17 protein-coding genes are annotated in these 23,642 nt (G+C 42.8%); 8 read left to right on the forward strand and 9 right to left on the reverse strand.

Translation table 11 applies throughout. The features are described from left to right. Window positions 1-84: 84 nt before the first annotated feature. Complete coding sequence (locus tag AC1D0K_RS08225) at window positions 85-960, reverse strand: NmrA family NAD(P)-binding protein (protein WP_477393199.1); 876 nt, start codon at window positions 958-960, stop codon at window positions 85-87. Between the two features lie 20 nt (window positions 961-980). Then, window positions 981-1,727, reverse strand: a complete 747-nt coding sequence (locus AC1D0K_RS08230; RefSeq protein ID WP_477393201.1) for an SDR family NAD(P)-dependent oxidoreductase — start codon at window positions 1,725-1,727, stop codon at window positions 981-983. A 387-nt stretch (window positions 1,728-2,114) separates the two neighbouring features. Between AC1D0K_RS08230 and AC1D0K_RS08235 the strand changes: the two genes are divergently transcribed. Further along, complete coding sequence (locus AC1D0K_RS08235; protein WP_477393203.1) at window positions 2,115-2,525, forward strand: response regulator; 411 nt, start codon at window positions 2,115-2,117, stop codon at window positions 2,523-2,525. Between the two features lie 47 nt (window positions 2,526-2,572). Here AC1D0K_RS08235 and AC1D0K_RS08240 read toward each other — a convergent pair whose 3' ends face one another. From AC1D0K_RS08240 to AC1D0K_RS08250, 3 genes are all read right to left on the reverse strand, one after another. After that, window positions 2,573-4,024, reverse strand: a complete 1,452-nt coding sequence (locus AC1D0K_RS08240) for a RagB/SusD family nutrient uptake outer membrane protein (protein ID WP_477393205.1) — start codon at window positions 4,022-4,024, stop codon at window positions 2,573-2,575. Between the two features lie 11 nt (window positions 4,025-4,035). Further along, window positions 4,036-7,128 (reverse strand): SusC/RagA family TonB-linked outer membrane protein, encoded by a 3,093-nt coding sequence (locus tag AC1D0K_RS08245; protein WP_477441301.1) that lies wholly within the window; start codon window positions 7,126-7,128, stop codon window positions 4,036-4,038. Window positions 7,129-7,575: 447 nt separating this feature from the next. Continuing rightward, on the reverse strand, window positions 7,576-8,775 hold the full coding sequence (locus AC1D0K_RS08250; RefSeq protein ID WP_477393209.1) for a FecR family protein: 1,200 nt from the start codon (window positions 8,773-8,775) through the stop codon (window positions 7,576-7,578). A gap of 288 nt (window positions 8,776-9,063) precedes the next feature. On the opposite strand from AC1D0K_RS08250, the gene AC1D0K_RS08255 reads away from it, so the two are divergent. Further along, on the forward strand, window positions 9,064-9,636 hold the full coding sequence (locus AC1D0K_RS08255) for an RNA polymerase sigma-70 factor (RefSeq protein ID WP_477393211.1): 573 nt from the start codon (window positions 9,064-9,066) through the stop codon (window positions 9,634-9,636). Window positions 9,637-10,083: 447 nt separating this feature from the next. Then, entirely contained in the window at window positions 10,084-11,715 is a 1,632-nt protein-coding gene (locus AC1D0K_RS08260) for a hypothetical protein (protein WP_477393213.1), read from the forward strand. A 457-nt stretch (window positions 11,716-12,172) separates the two neighbouring features. On the opposite strand, the gene AC1D0K_RS08265 is transcribed toward AC1D0K_RS08260, so the two are convergent. The 4 genes from AC1D0K_RS08265 to AC1D0K_RS08280 form a co-directional block, all read right to left on the reverse strand. Next, the gene (locus tag AC1D0K_RS08265; protein WP_477393215.1) at window positions 12,173-12,646 is read right to left on the reverse strand and encodes a hypothetical protein; all 474 of its coding nucleotides are present in this window, start codon (window positions 12,644-12,646) and stop codon (window positions 12,173-12,175) included. 222 nt (window positions 12,647-12,868) lie between these two features. Next, window positions 12,869-13,300 carry a Crp/Fnr family transcriptional regulator gene (locus AC1D0K_RS08270; RefSeq protein WP_477393217.1) on the reverse strand — a complete coding sequence of 144 codons (432 nt, stop codon included), beginning with the start codon at window positions 13,298-13,300 and terminating at the stop codon, window positions 12,869-12,871. Between the two features lie 179 nt (window positions 13,301-13,479). Further along, entirely contained in the window at window positions 13,480-13,866 is a 387-nt protein-coding gene (locus AC1D0K_RS08275) for a hypothetical protein (RefSeq protein ID WP_477393219.1), read from the reverse strand. Further along, window positions 13,867-14,277, reverse strand: a complete 411-nt coding sequence (locus AC1D0K_RS08280) for an alpha/beta fold hydrolase (RefSeq protein WP_477393221.1) — start codon at window positions 14,275-14,277, stop codon at window positions 13,867-13,869. 304 nt (window positions 14,278-14,581) lie between these two features. Here AC1D0K_RS08280 and AC1D0K_RS08285 point away from each other — a divergent pair, with 304 nt between their 5' ends. From AC1D0K_RS08285 to AC1D0K_RS08305, 5 genes are all read left to right on the forward strand, one after another. Beyond that, the gene (locus AC1D0K_RS08285) at window positions 14,582-15,181 is read left to right on the forward strand and encodes a hypothetical protein (RefSeq protein ID WP_477393223.1); all 600 of its coding nucleotides are present in this window, start codon (window positions 14,582-14,584) and stop codon (window positions 15,179-15,181) included. 1,239 nt (window positions 15,182-16,420) lie between these two features. Then, on the forward strand, window positions 16,421-17,011 hold the full coding sequence (locus AC1D0K_RS08290; RefSeq protein WP_477393225.1) for an RNA polymerase sigma factor: 591 nt from the start codon (window positions 16,421-16,423) through the stop codon (window positions 17,009-17,011). 193 nt (window positions 17,012-17,204) lie between these two features. After that, window positions 17,205-18,350, forward strand: coding sequence for a FecR family protein (locus AC1D0K_RS08295; protein ID WP_477393228.1), 1,146 nt, complete (start codon window positions 17,205-17,207; stop codon window positions 18,348-18,350). A gap of 225 nt (window positions 18,351-18,575) precedes the next feature. Next, window positions 18,576-22,010: a SusC/RagA family TonB-linked outer membrane protein gene (locus AC1D0K_RS08300; RefSeq protein ID WP_477393230.1), complete on the forward strand. Its 3,435-nt coding sequence runs from the start codon at window positions 18,576-18,578 to the stop codon at window positions 22,008-22,010. 8 nt (window positions 22,011-22,018) lie between these two features. Then, complete coding sequence (locus tag AC1D0K_RS08305) at window positions 22,019-23,632, forward strand: SusD/RagB family nutrient-binding outer membrane lipoprotein (RefSeq protein WP_477393232.1); 1,614 nt, start codon at window positions 22,019-22,021, stop codon at window positions 23,630-23,632. Window positions 23,633-23,642: the final 10 nt, after the last annotated feature.

Genomic DNA, 23,642 nt, shown 5'->3' on the forward strand with positions numbered 1-23,642 from the left:
CTTAGCTTTATTGGCTCAAATAATAAGGCTGCGTGTCGCCCGCAGCCTTATTATTCAATTACTTTCCACTGTAAACAGTAATAATTATTCAAAGAGTTCGCGGTTTGATTCGATATATTCCCGCATTGACATAGCAGATGTGCCTGTTATCGCTTTCACCAGGTTGTTAGTTCCGGCGAATATCCCGTCCCTGCAATCCTGGGCAACGGAAATAACATGCTGGACAAACCATGGGTCGTGACCAAGGTCGTTTTCCATGTGCTCCCCGTAATTGGCGATCTCAACAGGGTGGTAAGTGATCTTTCTGCCTAAGACATCTGTTAGGATCTCCGCGATCTCAAACTGGTTCATTTCCTTCGGCCCAAAGAGCGGATAGGTTTTACCTGCATGATTAGATGGATCTGCAAGGATAGCTGCGATCACCCTGCCCTGATCAGCTGCGGCGATAGGGGCATACATGCCTTCACCAAATGGTAGTGTAAGAGAATCTTTAGCCTTCACTTCTTTAGCGCGATACATCAGCCATTCAGCGAAAAAAGTTGGTCGCAAGTGAGTTACCGCTACCCCGCTGCGATCAAAAAGCCTTTCTCCGACCCAATGATCTCTGGCCGCGTTGCTTTTGGCGGAACGCCGGGCGGATATCTGCGACATGTTTACAACCAGTTCCAGTTTATTCTCCAGGGCTGCCTGCGCAAATATGGCTGTAGCTTCCAGAATCCCCGGGATGATGACCGGATACACAAAATAAGCACCGGTTATAGTTTCCATTGCGACACTCATACTGTTCAGGTCCAGCAGGTCGCCGATTACGATCTCTGCTCCCATTTTTTCCAACTCGTCAGATCTGTCATCAAGCTTTCGAACCATCGCCCTGACCGGGATATTTTTGCTTATCAATTGCGAAACCGTCTCTTTACCTGTTTTCCCGGTAGCACCGGTGATCAAAATTTTCTTTTTCATGATATGTAATATTACCCCGGCTAAGCCAGGCTGCCTCCATCTATATTAAAAATAGCACCTGTAATAAAGCCAGCTTCCGGCCCCGCCAAAAAATTCACTAAGGCTGCAACTTCTTCGGGTTGACCAAATCGCTTCAATGCGTTCTTGTTACGCAAGTGCTCAGCCAGGGTCGAGTCTTCGGGATTCATATCTGTAGCTATTGGGCCAGGTTGAACTATATTGACCGTAATGCCTTTACTACCCAGATCCCAGGCAAAACCTCTCGTGTAAGCAGCTGCGGCTGCTTTTGTAGCGCCATATTCTGTTAAGGTCTGGATCCCTACGGCTGTCCCGGCAACTGATCCGATATTGATGATCCGGCCTCCGGCTTCCATATAAACAGCCGATTTTCTAATTAGCGTTGCTACCGCATGCATATTGATGTCGATTTGTTTTTGATACTGATCTGCTAGTTTTTCAGATTCTTCCATACCACCGATAACAATTATTCCGGCACTGTTGACAACAATATCCAGTCGGCCAAAGTCTTTCACCGTTTGATCCACCGCTGCTTCGAGTTCGGCTTTGATGCCGCTATCTGCGCGGATAGCTAGGGACGTGGAACCACTATCTTTAAGCTCTTGAACAATAACATCGGCCTTCTCTTTGGAACTTATATATGTAAAAGCAACGGCTGCACCTTCAGCCGCCAGACGCCTGACGATGGCTGCTCCGATTCCTCTGCTACCGCCGGTAACAAGCGCGACCTTTCCTCTTAATGCTGACATATTTTTTGATTGAATGAATTAAAATGGTTTATAATCTGGTATATCCTAATTGTTCATTTATAATGCCATATCGCAAGTATTTGTTAATCACATTGTTATTTAAAAGTGTTTGAGTTTATCTTACGATATTTCGAATTTCAACGTAGGGTTTACGATAAAACGTGGCAGAAGGGAAATTAATTACCGGATCCAGGTACGCTGCATCATTGCCTTGTAAGGAAATAATATCAAGTTATTTCCATCATGAGCAAAAAAAATCATTTAAGCTACGCCCAGCAGGGTACTCACTCGTCTTATAAAGAAATTAGCATCTCCATATGCCTTGAATCGCATCTTGGGTGGGTTTTGTTAAGATATCTAAAATTTAAACGTTAACCGGATCTGTACATGAAAGGGAAGATATTGATCGTAGAGCCCGAATTCATTATTGCTGTCGACCTGGAGATGATCCTGAGGAGGGCAGGATTTCAAGTGGCAGGAATTGTTTCATCAGCCGAATGTGCGCTCAGGTTAATGAGTGTTCACGCGCCGGCCCTCGTGCTAATGGAGATTAGGCTAAATGGTAAAATGAGTGGTATCGACCTGGCGGCCAAACTTAATGAGATCAATATCCCTTTCATATATGTATCCTGTAACATAGCCCACAAAACCCTGGAAGAAGCGTTGAAGACCAAACCAAGTGGATTTGTCGAAAAACCCTTTAGAGAAAGTGATGTATTGATAGCGCTCGCTAAACCTTTTACGCCTGGTTTGGTCGCATCTAAGCGATATTCATCTTTCCCGATAGATAAGCGCTAAGGTCATCTTTAAAAAGCGACCCTGGCGTTGTCAAATGTGAGGGTGTTCTAATACCCCGGGTTTTGCTTTAAGTTAGGGTCCAACTGCAGTTCGATCACAGAAAGCGGGTAAAATTTACTCGTTGGTTGCCAGTCAGTTTTTAGTAGAGAAAGCACTTCGTCTGCGCGGGTCTGACCGTTCATGGTTAATGCCGGCCACCTTTTCAGATCAAACCACCGGTTCCCCCATTCCGCAAAGAGTTCTATTCTTCGTTCATGTTCTACAGCTGCCATACACGCCATGGGGCTAAGCCCGGTGCTTAAAATGGCGTTGGCCGGGACAACCCCGGTTCCGGGATCTATAAAGGCACGTGCACGAACTATATTTAGGTCCGCGACGGCAGCAGCAGTATTGTTCATCCTGCAATTGGCTTCCGCCCGTATCAGATATTGCTCGGCAGCCCTCAGGACCACATAGTTTTCTGTGCCGGATTGATCAAAAAAATTATTCCTGTATTTCTGGGGGTAAGAATAATGCTGCCCGCTAAAGGTTGCAACAGAACCAACCCAGACAGTAGAGCGCCGGTCGCCCTTTTCGAAGGCATTTAATAGTGCTGATGTTAATTGGTAGGTAGGCGCGCTGTTACTGTATAAAGGTAGAAAGTTACCGCCGTCAGCGGTACTGGGATAGGGTGAGGTAATAGCTGCGAGCGCCCAGATAATTTCTTTGCTTTCTTTCAAAAAATCAGTTTCCAGGTTAGGAAGTGGGCTGTACAAACCGGAATTTATGACCACACTTGATTGATTAACGGCATCTGCAAATCGGTCAACATATAAATAGACCCTGGCCAGTAACGCAGTAGCCGCCAACGAATTGGGACGGGCCCTGTCCGTTGTGGGATAACTGGCATTCATTAGCTTTTGGGCTTGTTGAAGATCCATAATGATCTGCTGATAAACAGCTGCCTGGGATGTGCTGGCAGCTTCCAGGTTAGCTTTGATATTAGTGGTTAATACCAGTGCGGTAGCGCTTCCATATAGGTTGACGAGGTTGAAATATATAAAAGCCCGGTCAAAATAACACTCACCAAGTAAAGCCTGTTTTTGACCCGAGCTCAATCCTGCGGAAGTACTTATACCCTCGATGCAGGCATTGATCTGGTCAATGGTAACATACGCTTCTGTCCACACGCTTCTCACCGGATCCAGCAAAGTGTGACTCATGCCGCTTAAGGTATTCAACTCAAACATGTCGGCTCCTTTTGCCAGATGTAGTTCATCTGCCGACTTTCCGGCGTTGGCAGTAATACCGCCCCATTCGAAGTTTTGGTTAAATGCCATTCGGACGTAGATCCCGCGAACCGTACCATTCGCAGAAACGCTATCTCTAAAAGCCGATGTGAGTGAATTTCCGTTGTTTGGTTGTGGAACCTCGAGGATTTTTTTGCAGCCGGAATTGAGTAAGAAAAGCACTTGCAGAAAAAAAATGCCGGCGAAATGGTGAATTGATCGGTTATTCATATTTAATTTAGCTAGAAGGTAACATCTATGGACAAATCAAAAAGCCTTCGGATCAGGTAAGTGCCGTCAAATGGGAGTTCAGGATTGATGCCCTTAAACTTCGTTATGTATAAAAGATTATGGCCAGTAATGGATGCGGATAACGCAGACAATTTTAGTAGCTTGGCTAGCTTTTCGTCAACGCTGTATCTGAAACGTGCATTTTTTAAGCTGATAAAAGAGGCGTCGCCCAAGTATCCGGCATTTTCGTAAGATGTTACACTGCCAGAACCGAAAGCGGAAAGCCTGGGTTGTGCTGCAAGGTCGCCTGGGAAACGCCAGCGGTCTTGTAAGACTAAGGCCGGCTGATTTCCCAAGCCGTTAACACTCGCTCCCGGGACAACCACCGGGATTATGGTGTTTAAGCCTTTTTGACGCGAAAACGTAAAATTAAAGCTGATTTCAAATCCCTGGTAATTAACCAGGGCCTGTACACCACCGGTAAAATCAGGATCAGCAGTGTAGTAATTTAAATCTTGTTGCTTACTTATATAAAAGCCTGTTTGGGGATCAACAGTGCCCTTGGGAGTAATATAAAAGCGATTAACAGACTGGTCAATCCGGTACCCAAAGTTAAAATAAAGGGATTGGTCCAAGTTGGGGAATGCCGTTAACTTGTTTTTGTTAAAACTGATATTGGCCCCGGCAGCCCATTTTAATTTTCTACCAGGGTCTGAGCGAAAGCTTAACGTGGCCTCCTTTCCGACATTATCGACAGCCCCCGATTGGTTATAGAGGAGATTTTTAAATCCTGTAACTGTAGTAACGGGATTTAAAGTGATTATATCACTTGTTCGGTTATGATAGTAATTAAATGATAGGAGTAACCTGTCTTTAAAAAAGCCAAGATCGAGTGCCATATCGAATTTCCTGGATTGGGCCCATTTCACATTGGGATTATCCGGCTGGATAAATGAATTCGCCGGAAGTCCCTGGTAGGGAACGTTGCCAGTGACGGTAGCAGTATAAGTATAAGGTCTGGATACCGCAAGCCCGGTCGTGCCCAGACTCGCCCTTAATTTGGCAAAGCTAAATATACCATTTTGAATCAACGACTGCAGCCAGGGTTCGCGGCTGATGATCCACGCTGTGCCAACGGAACCGAAATTTCCGTATTTTTTATTATCTCCAAAGTTACTTGACCCATCCCGTCGCCCGGTTAAATTAACAATATATTTGTCCAGGTAATTATAAGTGGCCCGTCCGTAGAAAGAGGCCATCCTTATCTCTGCTTCATTAGAAAGGGTTGTTATATCCGTCGCACCGGAAATGCTTTCTTGCGAAACGCCTGAAGGCCAGCCGGATGCAACAATGTAATTGTTGTCTTGATTGTTACGATTATATTGTACTCCGGCCAGGAATTGCAGATTGCTTTGCTGCAACTGCAGGCTGTACTTTAAATTAGTTTCCGAACTCCAGATCTTAAATTTGCTTTTCCCAAATCTTGAACTGATAACCGGCGATGCCAGCAGCGGGTCTGTCGTCGCAAGGGATTGGTCTATTTGTAATTGATCTACGCTGGTTTGTCTGTAGGAACCTATCGCATTAATTTCTAAAGCATCGGTAAGCTGATAAGACACCGCGCCGTTTAGGTCTTTGTCGTGTGTTGTCGCTTCATACGGCCTGAAGAAGCCGAGCACACTTAGTGGAAATCCTTTGGCCGCTCGCCAGCCCGGCCAATTAAGGTCACCGGATCCGGTCAGCAAATCCGGTGCATTCGGTGCCAGGTAAATGAATGACTCAGGATTACTACTGGGCTGGTTATTATGGACAGCTGCATATGCGCCGCGGAAATTGATTTTCAAACGCCCGTCGTTGCTTTGCTTGCTTAATGTCAGGTCCGTTGTTGCCCTTTGTTCTTTATAGAGATTTGTAACCGGGTTCGACAGTCCCGGGTTCAGGTCGTTATAGTAATAACTTGAATTTAACCGGTAAGAGAACGTATTTTTGCCGCCGCTCAAGCTCAGCTGGGCAGCTGTGTAGGGCCGGGATTCAAGGAGTTTTTTCTGCCAGTCGATGGACCGGTCCTTGTTCCAGATTAAAAGATCATATGCATTTAAGGCCGTTGGCAGCACTTTATCATTTGCGAATGCCTCCTTTCGCATCGCCAGGTAATCAGTTGTGTTTAACAGCTCTATTTTTTTTCCCTGCAGGCTTATGCCACGCCTGACCATAGCATGTGCCTGCGTCTTTCCGGGTTGAGGTTTCTTGGAAGTGATCAAAATAACGCCATTGGCACCCATTGATCCATAAATTGAGGTAGCATCCGCATCTTTCAATACCGAGATGCTTTCGATGTCATCAGGATTAATGTTAAATATCGCGCTTTGACCTTTGTCAGTAGAGGCTAAGCCACTTTGTACTAAACCGCCTTCATTTAATGCCGTGATACCTACAGAGAGTGGCAGGCCGTCCAATAATATTAAAGGCGAATTGATCGCGTTTATCGGAAGATTAGGATCTGTACCCAAGGTGTTCATACCCCGCAGGCTAATCCGATAATTCGCGCTTGCGCCGGAACCTATAGGAGTGATTGACAAGCCTGGTACAAGCCCGGCCAGCGATTCCAATACATTCGGGCCGGACGTTTTGGTAAGTTCCTTGGAAGATATGGTTGTAACACTTCCGGTATTTAACCTGTTGTTCGTCTGTCCGTAGGCTATAACCTGCACCTCATCCATTTTTGATTCGCTGGTTTCCAGCATGATCGTTTCGGCTATTGAATTAACTGCTATGCGCTTTGTTTCAAAACCGATACATGAAACCTCTAAAATGTCATTCATATAAACACTCTTTACAGAAAATACACCCAGGTAATTCGTCATAGTCATGGCTTTCTGAGCCCGGATCCTGACAGTTGCGGCACTGATCGGGATGCCTGACCTGCTTACAACCCGGGCAGTTAGCGAAGTGCTGTTATCGATAGGAGCCCGGTCATTCGTTGCTTTTTCAACTATTGTTACAATCTTGTTTTCAATAAAGAACGCTAAAGGGTGATTTTCGAAGCACTTTTGCAGAGCTGCTTCTATAGTCACCGCTTCGAGATCTAAATTAACTGGGGCCATCTTAGCTAATAATTTATCGGAATAGATGAACCCGTACCCCGTTTGTTTATGTATTTCTCTAAAAACATCCGTTAAAGCTATGTTCTTTTGCCTTATCGTTACTTGCTGTGCATAAGCTTTTCCGCCCATTAGCATAACCACCAGAAAAAAAAATATGAAAAGCAACTTCATGGCGTGATACGATTTCTCTTAGTCCGTGAATAACCTTCGACGGCTTTATTAATGAAAATTGATACATTTGGAAGTGTTTAAGGTAGTACAGTGCATTACTTGCAACGGTAGGGCGCACGTACGTATTCATCATTTCTTTGCCATGCAAATGGGATCTGCAAATTAGAATAAGCCCTTGATTACGCCGGGAGTGTGCCAGCACTTCCGGTTTTTTTTCCTTATCCTTTTTTTTATTTATCAAGTTGCATTCATCGTTTGACCTTCTAGTTAAACCATTTATTTTTTGTCCGGGTTGCTGACAAATATCGTTCTTCCCTTTATCTCAAATTTTATATCGCCTGTTGCTTCCAGTCCCCTTAGCACCTGGCGGATCGGAGTGGACCTTGGGACCTGTCCGCCAAACGTTTGTCTTGTGTTCACGTTTTTATTATAAATAATTTTTACGTTATACCACCTGGATATCTTGCGCATGATCTCTTCCAGGGTTTGATGGTCAAAAACAAATTCCTGGTTTTTCCAATCCAGCACCTGGTCGGCGCCGGCGGGCTGGACCTTTATAGTTTTAATGCCCGGTTGAATGACTGCCTGCTGGCCCGGACGTAGTATTTTTCCGTTGTTGATTGGTTTTCCCCGGCTGGTATCCTGGTTCAAGCTTGACACGCGAACTGAACCTTCGATAAGTGTTGTCCTTGCCGCACTTTCATCCGGATAGCCATTTATATTGAACGCTGTCCCGATATCTTCGGTAATTTGTCCCTTAGTTTCTACAATGAATGGTTTTTCTGCATCATGTCTTACTTCAAAGTAAGCCTCACCCGAAAGTTTGATCCGACGCTCTTTGAATCGGGCGAAACTCACAGGATAGGTGATACTGGAAGCCGCATTCAGCCAAACCTTAGTTCCGTCCGGTAAAACCGCCTGAAATTGTCCGCCTGCGGGCGTTTCAAGCGTGTTTGTTCCTCCGGCCTGATTATTAGTATTTGACATCTGGTAAGCTATGCGTTCATTACTGACCTTTTCTATAGTGAAAGAATTTTGTCGGTTTACAACTCCTAGTTGGTGACTTGATAGTTCAATCTTGGAATGATCGGCTAGGAAAAGTGTTGCCTTGTTTTCACCCGGAACGATAATATTTCCATCAACGGTTAGCGTTTCGTGATTGGTTCGTTGCTGCAGGATAAATTGCCCTAAACCGACTATGCCAAAAAGCAGCACTGCTGCGGCAGCCCAGCTGATCCAAAGCCGTGTAACCTTGGCTTGCTTCACTTGGTGTTCTTCTATATGTGGGCCTTTATCATCTAAGGGAAGCCTGGCCCAAATTTCCAAAAAAATATTTTCTAACTCCGCTTCGTGTATTTCAGCTCTTTTTCCCTGTCCAAGTTCGCTATACCAGCTCTCCAGTATCGCCTTTTCCCGGGCACTGCACTTACCGCTTTGGTATTTTAGAAGAAGTTCTTTTGCTTCGTCGTCTGACATAGTGATGGTATAAGCCTTTATCCCACATGTGACGGTTAACAAGGGGCTTGGGCGTAGATATTTCTTTTATTTTTTTTGCTGTAAAATTTCAGGCCGGTACGTAACTTATTCTGCTAAAGTTCGTGTAAGCAGGGCCGGACAATACACCGACAATTTACGCTTAAATCAGTATATTAGTACTAATATAAAAAACAGCATAAACAATCATAAGATTAAACATACAAATGATATGAAATTTGGTCCCCTAAATAGGGTTTTTAAGAAATAACAATATCTTCGCCCGGCCGTATGAATGAAATTAATTACGCTTCGTGTAGTGACGACCAGTTATCATCACTGTTAAAGCTTGGTGACCAGTTAGCCTTTGAAACTATCTACGACCGCTTTAAAGGGGTGCTATACATACACGCTTTTCGAATACTGCAGGACAAAGAGGAAGCGAAAGATGTTTTGCAGGAGATTTTTTCGAAGTTATGGACCAAACGGGAATTCATAAACTTTACTTATGGTTTATCTGCTTACTTATACGCATCTGTCAGAAACGGCGTTTTTGATATCATCGCTCACAGGAAGGTGGCGCAAAGATATTTGACATCGCTCTCTGACTTTATCCAGGCAGATAAATATGAAACGGACCACCTGGTCAGGGAACGTCAGCTTACGGAAATGATCGAACGCGAAATATCCGAATTGCCGCCTAAAATGAGGGAAGTGTTTGAATTGAGTCGTAAAGCACACCTGACACATCGTGAAATTGCGGAGCAACTGGATATCTCCGAAAAAACGGTAAAAAAACAAGTCAATAACGCGTTAAAAGTACTGCGGAATAAATTGGGGATATATGCTTTCTTATTTATTTGATTCCGCGTACTATTCTTGTAAACTCTAAAATAAATTTCAGTTAAGTGTACTGTCAAGTAAAGATCCGATCTGCTCAAATTTCTTTTCAATCAACACTAAATGACAAAATTTAACTAAGAAGCAGCTTAAAATTAATCCAACCCGCTCTTTCATCAACTGGCAGGTCAATAGCCTTTGAGACAACTTTACCACATTTATATTCTGAACGCCAATAACTGCTTAGGATGCTTGATGATCTTCTTATCTGGTAATCGCTGCCATCTTTTGACGACTTCGCCTCAGGCTAAAACAAATATTCAAAGGGACTCTTATTTACGAAATGTCATTAGATCGCCGTTCATACACGATATAAAGTATCATTTTTGATTTGGAGAACGGATAATCGGCTAGAAATGAAGTTGTTTAAAAGCGGCATTGCTTTCGTGTAGGTTAATCAAAATTTAACCTGTGAAAAAATATTTTATCGTATTACTTATTGTAATGGCCGGATGTAAAAAGTCGGACCTACCGGCCGGTATTGACGGCAAGCTGGCATTAGCAAAAACTTCCGTTAGCAATATTGCCATTACCGGGGACGTAGTGGGCAAAGTGGTGGTTGGATACCAGGGCTGGTTCAGTATTCCCAACGATGGCGCGAATGAAGCTATTTGGTGGCATTGGACCGGAGACAATACTCCCCCAAAAGTTGGTAATATGGTGAAATCATGGCCTGATGTTAGGGAGTACACCACATTGTTTACCACCGGCTTACCCAAACAAGGCGACGGCCAGACGACGAAATTATTCTCGTCGTTTACCGATCAGACCGTAGATACTCATTTTCGATGGATGCAGGAGAACGGAATTGAAGTGGCAGCCTTGCAACGTTTCCAGGATTATCGTGATATGCGTAATGCTATTACTGCGAAAGTAAAAACGGCGGCAGAGGCACATGATGTAAAATTCTATATCATGTACGACATTAGCGGCTGGGATAGTTTTCAAAATGAGATCAAGTCCGACTGGACGAATAAAATGGCGCAGTACACGGCCTCCAAGGCCTACGGTATGCAGGGAGGCAAGCCGGTAGTTTGCATCTGGGGCATTGGATTTGCAGACCGTGACCAGACGCCTGCAGCCGAACTGGATGTGGTCAATTGGTTTAAGAGTAAAGGCTGTTACGTGATCGGTGGTGTTCCGCATGAATGGCGTGATTACATCCAGCCTGGGGCGAAAAACTTTGAACCGGTTTATAAAGCATTGGATATGATTTCGCCGTGGATGGTCGGAGCGATAGGAGATAGCCAGACATCCGACTTTTATTATACAAATTATAACCAGCCGGATATGGTTTATTGTAAAGCAAACAACATAGCCTATCAGGCATGTGTATTACCGGGAGATCTTTCGGCAAGACATCGCGTACACGGCGATTTCATGTGGCACCAGTTTTATAATATGACACGTTTAGGAGCCCAAGGGCTCTATATTTCCATGTTTGACGAATACAACGAAGCTAATCAGATTGCGAAGACCGCCGAGAATGAATCCATGCAGCCAGCCGGTCTCGGTTTGCTGGCGCTCGATGAAGATGGGGTAAAATGCTCTTCAGACTATTATTTAAGACTGACCAACGATGGCACCAAAATGTTTAAACACCTGATTCCATTAACCACACTTAGACCTACGGAACCCATAAAAGGTGGTGGTGCAATGCACCTGCCGCCGTATAATAAACAGATCAAAATTATAGGATATAATAATCTTTGGGTTGGTGGTGAAAACGGTAACGGCCCTATGTATTGCAATGTGCCTCATGGAGATGCGTGGGAAACTTTCACAATGGTGAATGCAGGTCAGGGCAAAGTTGCGCTGCAAAGTATGGGAAAGTTCGTGTCATCTGAAAATGGGAATGGACCGATTACCTGTAACAGAAATGCTGTCGGCGAGTGGGAAGTATTTGATTATATTATTAATTCTGATGGCTCGGTCTCTCTGCGCGGTAACAATGGAAAATATGTTACTGCTGAGGATGGAACTAATCCGATGATTTGTGACCGCACAACCGTGGGGCAGTGGGAGAAATTTATGGTTAATTAACCCGGATTTATAGTTATAAGTATATGCGATAAACTATTTAAGGTGGACGGCGTTTTAATTGCCGTCCACTTACTTTGTGAATCCGAACAATGATCGGACGTAATCACCATTTTAGATAGAAGTAAGGTGTTTCAGTAATTGAAATACTACTTCAATAGCAGAGCATGTAACGATGCGATCATCAATGAGGATAGATTTCTGCTGAATATTTATGCCCAACCTCCGCAACTCATACTTCGTTTTAGCAGCTTTATAATACTAAACTTCCGTCTACTCGATTAGTATACCGGATTGAGCAACCGGAATATCACCTTTGCAAATCATGAGCAAATTATTAACCGGGAGGCCTACTTTGAATTTACCACCAGATCAAAAAATCAGGAACGTTATTTTAAAATTATTAAAGCAACAAAAAACACTTATTATTAGGTGAATTAAGCAAAGCTGTAGACGATCCTTAATTCAAAGATAAGTCGGCGAAATCGATTAGGCTTTGAAACTTCATGTCAAATTTTTTTCCAGTTTCTCCCGATTTATCTACAAATGTGTCGTAGAATACAGACGGTTGATAGTATTCTATGATAACTTCCCGGTTATCATTTTCATAAACAAGAAAGTCCATCGGCGCATATAGTGCAGCGCCGGGGTTTTTAAGGGATTTTAAGCTTTTCGGAACTGGGTTATCTGTCGCATCCCGAATTTTAATTTGCAAACCATAAAGCTTAAAACGGAGGCCAGTACCTGAAAATTGGCGTATGGTTAATTTGATACGCCCAACCCGATCCTCTCCATTTTCGCGGGCAGCTCGCTCTACTTCGGTTTCAGGAGAAACTGACTCCAAAAAATGATCCGCTTCGTGTTCGAACCGGGCTGTAAAACTTTCAAAACTAGATTCAATTTTTCTTTTTACGTGATTAACAGTGACTTCCATACGCTAGATTGCTTAATTTATTGAGGCTAAACAGCCTGCGATCTATAATTTTGACTGTCTACATATTTTTTTTGGTGTTATATCGCAATTTATCAAGTATTTAGGTAGTATTTTGTTGCTCAATTAATTATTTATTAACTGTTTTGTATTCTTGTTTTTAAAATGATAATTGCTTTTGTTAAAGATAATTAAAATAACAATTACATAAAATAGCCGTACTCCTTAATTTAGCCATACTTTTTTATTTCGTATGTACGGATGTAACTCAAGCATTTCCAGGTACCGCTCTTCAGTGCTTTTGAACAAAAAACCTTCAGTATTACTGATCACCTGGTGATAGGCCAACTCCGCGATCATTCGGCCGAAGCGCTCCCAGCTGTGCGATTGTTGGTATAGCTTTTTTAGGTTGTCAATGTGGATGTAAAGGATTACCGAGTCATTCATAGACGACGTATAATAATCGCATGCAGTTTGGTTGATAAAACTTTTATAGGAAGCGATGAACTGGCCGTTGGGATAAAATAACATATTCTTTTCTTCGCCGGTTTTTTCATCTGCCCGGTAAATTCTGAAAACGCCGTTCACGATGAAGCCGAGATGTTTGTAGACATTTTGGTATTCATTATAAAATTCACCCTTCTTGTATGATTTCAACTTCCAGTAAGAGCGGGAAAGTTGAAAGTCTTCAAGGTTGAGTCCGGCTGTGGTGAATAATGCTTGCTGTAGTTAGTCGAATTCCGTCATATCATTTAAACTCACAGATGTAAATTTAAAAAAAGAAACTCACCGGGGAAATTCCGGTGAGTTATATGATAATAGAAACTTGCTGATTGTTATTTCGCTTCGCTGATGATAATCGCTGCTAATTTATCAGGCATAGAAAGGAAAGGCGTGTGGCTGCTGGGTAGAGAATATTCTTTTTTTACATTAGACTTACCGACCATAGCCTGTTGTAATTTATAACTAACGGAGTGGTCATTTAATGTGTGGATATACGTTTTTGATATAGAGCCGAAGCTGATCTCAGTTAAATTAACTTTGCCTGCCAGAGGAGCCAAAGGATCCGCTTTAAAGCCTGTGACAACCTGATCCTGAACCGGTTTCGGCGAATCTTCTACGAATGCATCAACGATTCCTTCTTTAGCAATATTAGCCGAACCCGTTGCTTCGCTGATCTGCAAATATTTACCAACATGGGCATCGGCATCGGTCTGTGCCAATTATAACAAGCTTTCTCCATTCTGAGGAAGGTAAGCCGCTACATAAACCAGCTTTTTGATTTGAGCCGGAATGTTTTCAGCTACCTGGCTGATTACTATACCGGCCATGCTGTGACCTACGAGAATAACGTCAGTCTTGTTGCCGATGGCTTTTTCACCGGCGTCAACATAAGATTGCAGCGTGATATGGGCAAAGGAAGTAGTGTCCTGACCATGTCCAGGAAGTGTAACCGCAATGACGTTAAAGCCTTTGGCTTTAAGCGTAGGTTTTACATATGCCCATGCTGATGGATCAGTCCAAGCCCCCGGTACAATAACGATAGTATGTTGTGAGTTGATTTTAGTTTTGTTTTGTGCAAAGGCGGTGATACCCATCAGGGCTATGGCCAATGTTAAAATAATAGTTTTCATTTTTTTTAGTGCCAAGTAATTTTGACACTGCAAACGTACTACGCCTTGGCTTGGATAATATTAACCCAGGTAAATATCGCACCCATGTATAAAAAATAGCGTTTGATATTAAATTTCAAAGGCTTAGGCAGATTATTAGCTAATATGCATTCACGAAGATTTTTATCACTACAACTTTCGATGATTTACGATATATCAAAGAAAAAAAGAACCCATTTGGGGTCAATGTGCATACTATCAATGAATTAACTAAAGGCACTTTTATTGTGAAATAATGAATAATTAAATAAAAGATTATCATTAAATGAATATTTCACAATTACGGGAGACGGTCGCAGTACATGTTACCTCTTTGTTTAAAATACAGCAAGTTGATAAATTCCTGTATCACGATATAAATTGGGTTAATCGCACCATTGAAGCTGCAAAAATGCTTGCAAACCATGGCCGGTTGAATGAACTTGGGATGTTTATTCTTGAAACAGCAATTTGGTTTTACGGTTCCGGTTTTCTCTTAGAAATCAATCATGATAAATCGACCGCATTAATCTTAGCTGAAACTTTCCTTACGAGCCAATTTGTTACGCAGGATGTAAAGCAAGAAATTGGTGACCTGATATCTGTGTTAGACAACAAAAAGAAGCGTGGGTTTTTAGAAGAAATGGCTTATGATGCCTTGTCTTCCGATTACGGTGACCCAGCTTTTTCGGCAGGGTATAAGGTACTGATTATGGAAAGAGAAGCTTTGACCAAAATTTCAATAAGCCCACAAGATGCTATAAAGAAGACTCTGGAACAAATGAAAACGCATTGCTATTTTACCGCTCAGGCTGCCAAAGCCTGGGAAAGCACTAAAATGTTAAATGTTGAATTGTTGCAGCGGCAACTTGATCAATTTCCCTAAATTAAATATAGCTAATCCCTAATCGGGTTACTTGCTGACAGGATCATCAAGATGAGCCTCTATCGCATCTAGGTAGGGGTGACAACCTTTATTGGGATAAAATAGGTTGCTATTCATAAATTAATTGGTCGCTTTTTCATCAACTACAATGTGGGTTGCTACCAGATATGCGAATAACGCAAAAGCTATTAACCACATGAAGATAACCTATTGCGAAAACTCTTCGTATTACTATTTCATTAGCCGCAAACTCAAAATGAAGTCGCCATCAACATTGTCAGATCGGTGCTTCCTGCACCAGTCCCTTTTTGTACTTATTTATTAGGTCAATGATTTCAAATGTCCCCGGTTCTTTTATTGCCTTTTATGAGGAGTGGAGTTTCTGGCTATTATTGATTTTTAACTACCTGTTGCTTAAGTAAGGCTTCAAAATGAGGTGTAATAGGAAATTACCGATATTCGCTTTCGTCAATCAGTGCTTAGGGCTTATGGCGAAGTATCTGATGCCCTTATAAACTGATAGGTAAAAACAACAATAGCAATTGGCAGCAAAAGGACCGACACCCTCCAACAAGTTGCTTAAAACTCCCATTTATTGTTAGGAATGGAAAGGCAACTTACCTCGAAGTGATCGTTGCCGAAAGCGATGTATTGCAAAGTCAGATGGGAATGCCTACCCTAAATAAGGCAAGACGGTATCGTCGACCTTTACCGTTCACTTGGGGGATGGAATTAAGAATAATTTAGGAGTAATTGTTTTTTGTTTTAATTGATACCTGTGGGCTATAACCGGCCTACAGGTTTTTAGAAATATAACAGCCTGTGGTAAGATTCATTTAGGAATATCAAGATTGCTTTTCAGGCGAAACCCTGGGGCAGTTATGTTCCTTCAAGTTACACTTAACGATCTGGAGTATCTCAAATTGGGACTAAGCCGCCACCAAACCGATACACCTAATCAACGCAGTATACCATCTTCAATCTGTTATAAAGTACTACGATACGTAATGATGTTAAATTTCTTCAATTGAAGCCTTTCAATATACAAGCCAATTGCAAAACCGAAGTATGATTCTTACATTTAACGCTTAAATCAATGAGTGGTCTAGCCGTGGTGAAGCGGTTGAAAGGTTTAAGAATACAAAACGGGAAAACGAATATTAGATCCCCTCAGGCTTATATACCTTTCGGCCGGGAAATGAATGTTTAATAATTTAACGAATGAGTGACCTTTAGAAAATGCCGGACTATCACCACTGTAGCGACAGCGAATTGATTTACCTTTTAAATAATGAAGACGAGCAGGCATTTACGGCTATATATGACAGATATTGGAATATGCTCGTTAATTATGCCTTTGGGCTCACCAGGTCTGAAGATGATGCTGCTGATATCGTTCAGGAGATTTTTATTTCTATCTGGAACAGGCGGCTAACTCTTTCATTACAGGGCGCGCTGTCTGCCTATCTGATTAGAAGTGCCAGATACCTCTCATTACGGACCTTAATTAAAGATGCAAACAGATCGGTATTTATTGAACGTCTGGCTCAAAGGATGGAGCAATTTCATTTGGATCCCGAGCACATCGATGTCAAAAAACTGGCGCAAAGTATTGATAAGGCTGTTGCGTCCCTTCCGCGTAAAATGCAACGCATATACCTGTTAAGTCGCGATGAACACCTTTCTCACAAAGAGATTGCTGCCGAGCTTGGCATCGCTGAAACTACCGTCAAAAAGCAGATTAATAATGCACTAAAAATTATCGCGTTGCGGCTTAATACCAGAATATATTTCCTTCTCATAGCCGCTCTTTTTCGAAAATTGCTTTAACCAACCATGAACCATTTTTCAACGCCTGCCGCAGTGACCATGTCGCAGATGTTGATGAAATCATTGTTACTCTGTGCGTCGTGAGCTATTATATCAGTCATATCAATTTACTGTTAAATTATTTTAAAATAAATCTACTACCAAAGGGTATTATGATGCAGTGTATATTGAAAGGTTATCCTTTTAACACGCTATGGAAGAAAATATAGAACAGCTAATAATTCGTTATTGTGACGGCGGGTGCACAAAAGAAGAGCGGATTGTTGTTGAGCAGTTTTTATTAGAACAGGCAATGTTGAGACCATTGCTGAAAAAAAAATCACAAACCCGCATAGATCGCCGGATCAGGGCAAATATTCGGGAAGTGACCGGTGTTAATTTGAAGGCCGGCACCATAAGACAAATTTGGTGGGCCTATCACCGGGTGGTTGTCGCAGCGGCCTCAATATTGCTCGTTTGTTCCGTTTCCATTTTAATTTTCAGAAACAACACATTGCCGGCAGTTGCTATAACAAGCAAAACAACGATCAAGGCCGGGGGGAACAAAGCTCTACTTACACTGGCTAATGGAGAGCAGCTTGACCTTTCCGCTCAAGTAAATATGAGGCGTATCTCGCAGCCAGGTGCCAGCTTGAATGTTTCTTCAAACGGAAATGTGATTTACCTGCCCCATGGTAGAGATGTTGAACCATATTCGTTCAATTCTGTAGAGACACCCAAAGGCGGACAATGGCAATTGGTTTTATCGGATGGCACCAAAGTTTGGCTCAATGCTGCTTCGAAAATCAGTTACCCTACGGTATTTCGCAATAAAGAACGAATAGTTGAACTTAAGGGAGAGGCTTATTTTGAAGTAAAACGTGACGTTAATAAACCTTTCATTGTCAATTCAGGCTCCCAAAGACTACAGGTGCTGGGAACGCATTTTAACATTAGTGCCTATTTAGAAGATAAAACAATTAAAAGTACGCTGCTTTCCGGTTCGGTAAAGGTGATGGATACGATCAGTCATCAATACCAATACCTGACCCCGGGCACGCAATCGGTTATTTCCAACGGAAATATTAGAATAAAAAATGTGGAAGCATCTGACGCAATAGATTGGCAAAGGGGCCTTTTTGTATTTGACAGTGAACAATTGGGTAGTGTAACACGCAAACTGGCGCGATGGTATGGGTGTAAAATAATCTTTGAAAACCCAGCCGATGAGCAGATCCGAATCGGCGGATCGATTTCCCGATTTTCCAGTATAGAAAAGATATTAGAAAAAGTAAGTGTCGTAGGGCATGTACGTTTCGAAATCCAGGAAAACGAAGTAAAAGTAATTTCAAATCATTAAATAACTGAATCACAGCATGACTATTTCAACTAACTCCAGCCCTTAGTACTGGGATACCCTGAATAAAAAACCGGAAATGCAGCAAACATTTCCGGCTAAAATGTTCGGGTATACCCTAGAGTTCATTCATTCCTATAAAGTTTAAACCCAAACATTCAAATGTATCGAATTTCTACAAGAATCCGGTGCACAGGAAATTCCTGTGCCTACAAAATCATTCTATTAATGAAGTTAACGACAGTTTTCCTCATTGCGACGATTCTCCAGGTCAGCGCTTCCACTTTTGCCCAGAAGGTGACCCTTTCCGGAAGATCAATTCCGCTCTCAACCGTATTAAGACAAATCCGTATCCAAACCGGCTATAATCTTCTTTGGAACGAAAATGACCTGGATCCAGGTCAAAATATTGATGTCAGCTTTGAAAACGCGGCGCTCGACCAAGTTTTAAAAAGCTGCCTGGCAGGCTCAGGACTCACTTACGAAATCAAAGACAAAACAATTTTGATCACTCGGGGGCGAAGCCGGATCATTAAGAGCATTGTTGATTACCTAGAGTCTATCAACGTGTCAGGAATTGTCGTCAATGAAAAAGGCGCTCCCATGCCAGGAACCACGGTAAAGGTCAAGGGAATAGATAAATCTACCCTTACAGACTCAAACGGGAAATTCACACTAAATAACGTGGACCAAGATGCTTTATTGTTATTCAGTTTCTTAGGCTATAGGAAAATTGAAATTGCAGCTGGAAAAGTCAACAGTAAAGTAATTATGACCCCTGAAATTACAAGTTTGGATGAAGTCAAGGTAACCACGGCTTACGGTATCGAACGCAATAAACGCGAATTAGGTTATTCGGTCGCAAAAGTAAGCGGTGACGACTTAACCAAGGCTAATAGCGGCTCACTCCTAATGGGGCTGACAGGTAAGGTCTCCGGCTTAAATATTATGTCAGAGAGTTCTTCCATGTCTCCGCAGATGCATATCCTGATACGGGGAATCCGCTCCTTTGGTGAGTCCAGCAACAATCAACCGCTTTTCATTTTCAATGGCTCGCCCCTTTCTTTTGGATCAGATGGTGATTCAGGACAGCAAGCGGTTGACTTTATCAACAACCTTAACCCTGCAGACATCGAAGACGTAACAGTTTTAAAGGGTGCCAACGGCACGGCGTTATATGGACCTGAGGGTGTAAACGGCGTGATCGTCATTACTACAAAAAAGGTCAAAATTGGCGTAGTTGCAGTTAACGTCAAAACCAATCAAAGCTTTAACCGGATCGACTGGCGCTACCAGGACGAACAAAAGCAATACGGTAAGGGAAATGCCACGAGTATTTTTGGAGGACAGGATATATCCAGCTGGGGTCCTGCTTATAATGGTCAACTTGTACCAATTGGCTATCCCGATGCCAATGGCAAGTACCAAATGGTACCGTATTCCTACAACAATGACCGGCATAAGTTTTTCAATGTTGCTTCTACAAACCGAACCAATGTATCTTTAGCCAATGGCGGCGCAAACTCCAATCTATACCTCGGTATAGGTCATTTAGACCAAACAGGACTGTTGCCGGGAGATAAACAAAACCAAACTTCGGTATTATACAATGCTTCCAATAAAGTTGGCCAGGCATTAGACCTAGGTCTTACCATAAATTTCGCTCAAACTAATTCAGACAGAGGGGCAGATGTTACCCAGGATATACTAGAAACGCCTAGTTTCATTCCCCTACTGAATTATAAAGATTACCGCAACTCGTACTGGGGAAGTGCTGACAACTATTGGAACGGCATAAATCCCTATGCGAAGCTTGCATCCGCCCGTCAAAAACAGACGGATAATGTATTTAACGGCAATATGTTTGCAAACGTCAAAATTCTGCCGTGGTTATCAGTAAAAGATCAGCTTGGCGCTATATACAATTCCCGACGGCAAAAAACCAATGCAGAGCCGTTTACTTTCTCAGATTACGCAAGGGTGGATCCGGCTAAACGATCGGATACAGACCCCACCACCGCGGATTATGTAGGAACTGCGCTCACCTTGAATAACGATTTCATTATTTCGGCCCTGACACAGACGGATGATTTCGTTTTCCGTGGTAGCGTTGGAAATTCGATCAGGGATATTTACAGTAAAATACTGAAAACGAATGCCTCCCTGGTCATTCCTATCTATAATGACATTTATGCGCGTTCCGATTATGGTATAGGAGCGGATGAAACAACCATGCAGCAACGCAATATTTCGGCTTTTGGAACAGCCTCGATGGGCTATAAGGACCGCTTTTTTCTGGAGTTGACCGCAAGAAATGAGTGGGATTCTAAAGAGGCAAAAGTAGCCAGGGGAAAAGACTTCTATTTCGGCGGTAATTCATCGATCGTGTTGAAAGAAGTAGTTCCATTTTTGAAGAAACAGGACTGGTTGTCTGCATTCAGGTTACGCGTTTCTCTAGTCAGGACAGCCAACCTTAATATCGAGCCCCAGCAAAGTGAGCGGCGTTTTTATGTCGTGTTTCCTTATCCTTATACCTCTTCCACCGGCGTGTCGACACTGGCCTATGGCGTACAGACCAATCCAAACCCGAATATTAAGCCGGAAAAGATCTGGTCGCAGGAATACGGCGTCGAGATCGGAATTCTGAAAAATCGGGTCAGATTTGATGCAACTTATTATACACAAGTTAACGACGGTGTTATATTGAAGGTACGCGTGCCGCCATATTCCGGCTTCCCGGATTATGACAATGCGGGGAAAATAAGAAACAAGGGGTTAGAGTTCGACCTGACGCTCGATCCGTTAGTTGATTTTTCAGGTGGACCGAGGATTTCACTTTCCGGCAGGCTTTCTTATAATAATAACAAGGTTTTAAAGGTTTCCGACGTTTACAACGGCGTTTTTATTGCACAAGATCCATCCACCGGGTTGATCTATTACGCTAAAGAAGGGGAGACGGCTTTTCAATATGGCGTCTACGATTTCAAACGTTCTCCCGGAGGTTCGGTAATTGTTGACAAAGTTTCAGGCATACCTACTTACGATTATCTAAATCCACAGATCAAAGGAAAAACACTGCCGGTTTATCAAGGGGGGCTAACCTTAAATGTCGCCTATAAGCATTTTACGCTAAGTACCCAAGCTGATTATTCGGCAGGTAACGACCACCAATTTAGTTCACGTTCAATTCTGAATGGAACGAGTTCTTTTACACTGCTCACCAACAGGCAACCTTTTATATATCCGAACTCCGTGATAGAAGATATCCCTGGTCATTACATCAAAAACACTGAAATTGCCATGTCAGATGCTGGACAGAACTTTTTCTCACAGGCTTCCTACGCAAATATCAATTCGATACGCAGCGCCAGTTTCTGGAAAATACGGGAAGTTGCTTTGCAATATGACGCGGCCCCCAATAAAAAGTTCATAAAATCAATGACAGCTGGCTTATATGTCAGGGACCTTTTCGCTTTCTATCCCAAATCGAACATTTTTGGTGATCCCGTAGGTTCATACGGTCCAGGGCTCAATAACGGTTTTATTCAGTCACTCGGGCAGCGCACGCAAAGCCAAACCAACAATTTAGTTGGCGGTTCCAGCACACCCAATACACTCCCGGGAACATTTATGTATGGATTTACACTTGGACTTACCTTTTAATTACGAATATGAAAAAGTCATTTAGATTATTACTAAGCGCCTGCATGACCAGCGCGCTTATTTTACTCGGCTCCTGCAAGAAAAATTGGCTGGATGTCAATTACAACCCGAGAGAGCTTACGGATACCCAAATTACACCGGATTTAGTCATCGCGACAGTTTTAGAACAAACGGCTAGTTTTCCGTCAGATTTTGACTTAACAGCGATGTGGATGGGCTATTGGTGTCCGCCTGCTTTAGGCAATGGTACGCCAATTACTACCTACAAGCAACCGACGCAGAAGAGCTATCCAGTCACGGAAATCATTTTGATGGAACAGAAAGCATCCTCGCTCCATGAAGATTTTTATGTTGGCGTAGCAAAAACGGTCAAATCATTAATGTGGGCCCGTGTAGTTGACGAGGTAAATAATGCTCCTTATACGGAAGCTTTCAACCCTGACATTCTTCGTCCTAAATATGACAGTGGTCAATCTATCTATGAAAATGTGATGAACGAGCTGACGCAGGCATCCTCCCTGATCAAAAATGCAGATATGGCTAAAAATCCCAAGATCGCCGCCTCAGACATTATGTTTCACGGAGATAAGCAAAAATGGCAGCAGTTTATAAATACGCTTAAGTTAAGACTATTGATCCATCAGGCAAATCTCCCCGGCCGGGAGAGTTATATAAAAGCAGAGATGACCAAAATTATAAATCAAGGGTCGGGTTTCTTGCCAAGCGGAACAGATGCTGCCGTCAACCCCGGTTATAATCTGGTTAAAGGTGTATCGAAATATTATGGCTTATACTCCAATAAGAACCGGGTATTTGGTGGCCGTGCTGATGAGTTCGGACTTTCGCTCGATTACGCACACGCCAATGTTTTTGGCATGAACCTTTTAAAAGCTGATGATGATCCTCGCCTGGCTTTCATCTATTCCCCGATTGATGTACCCTTTCCGGCGGGTGGTGCTGAGCCATTTCCCCAACCAGGACCTGCTGACTTCAGGGGAGCACAATTCGGTCTTGCAGTTAACGTATTTCGCTACCCTTTTCAAACTCGCTCCTATATTTCGGCCGTAGGTGGCAATAACAATACGGATGTTGTCAATGATGCATCTGCGGGAATTATCAAAGGAAATAACATGGATGGATGGGCGATTACCAGCATTGAAAGCAAATTTCTGCAAGCTGAGGCTATACAAAGAGGATGGTTACCGGGTGATTCACAGCAAGCCTACATCGATGCTGTTAAGGAATCGTTCCGCTGGCTGAACGTAGGTAAGTCCCGGTCTGCTCCTGCTTTATCGGATGCTATTTTTTCAACATGGTACAATACCCAGGTGACGGGAGCAAATGCTAGAGTCAGCTGGAGTGCGGCGCCAGATAAATACAAGCTGCTGATGAGTCAAAAATACATTGCCCTCAATGGTATAGATCCTGTTGAGTCGTGGACGGATTACAGGCGTAATGGAAGTTTCCCTGTTGTTCCACTCTCTGTCGATCCGGGGAGGGTGAGTAATACACTGCCCATCCGACTCGATTATGGGTTCAATGAATATTTAACAAATTCAGCTAATCTTAACGCCTATGGTCCAGTAAATGTTTTTAGCAGCAAAATCTGGTGGATGCCCTAATTTAAAATTT

Source organism: Mucilaginibacter sp. P1_A3, from assembly GCF_056406855.1.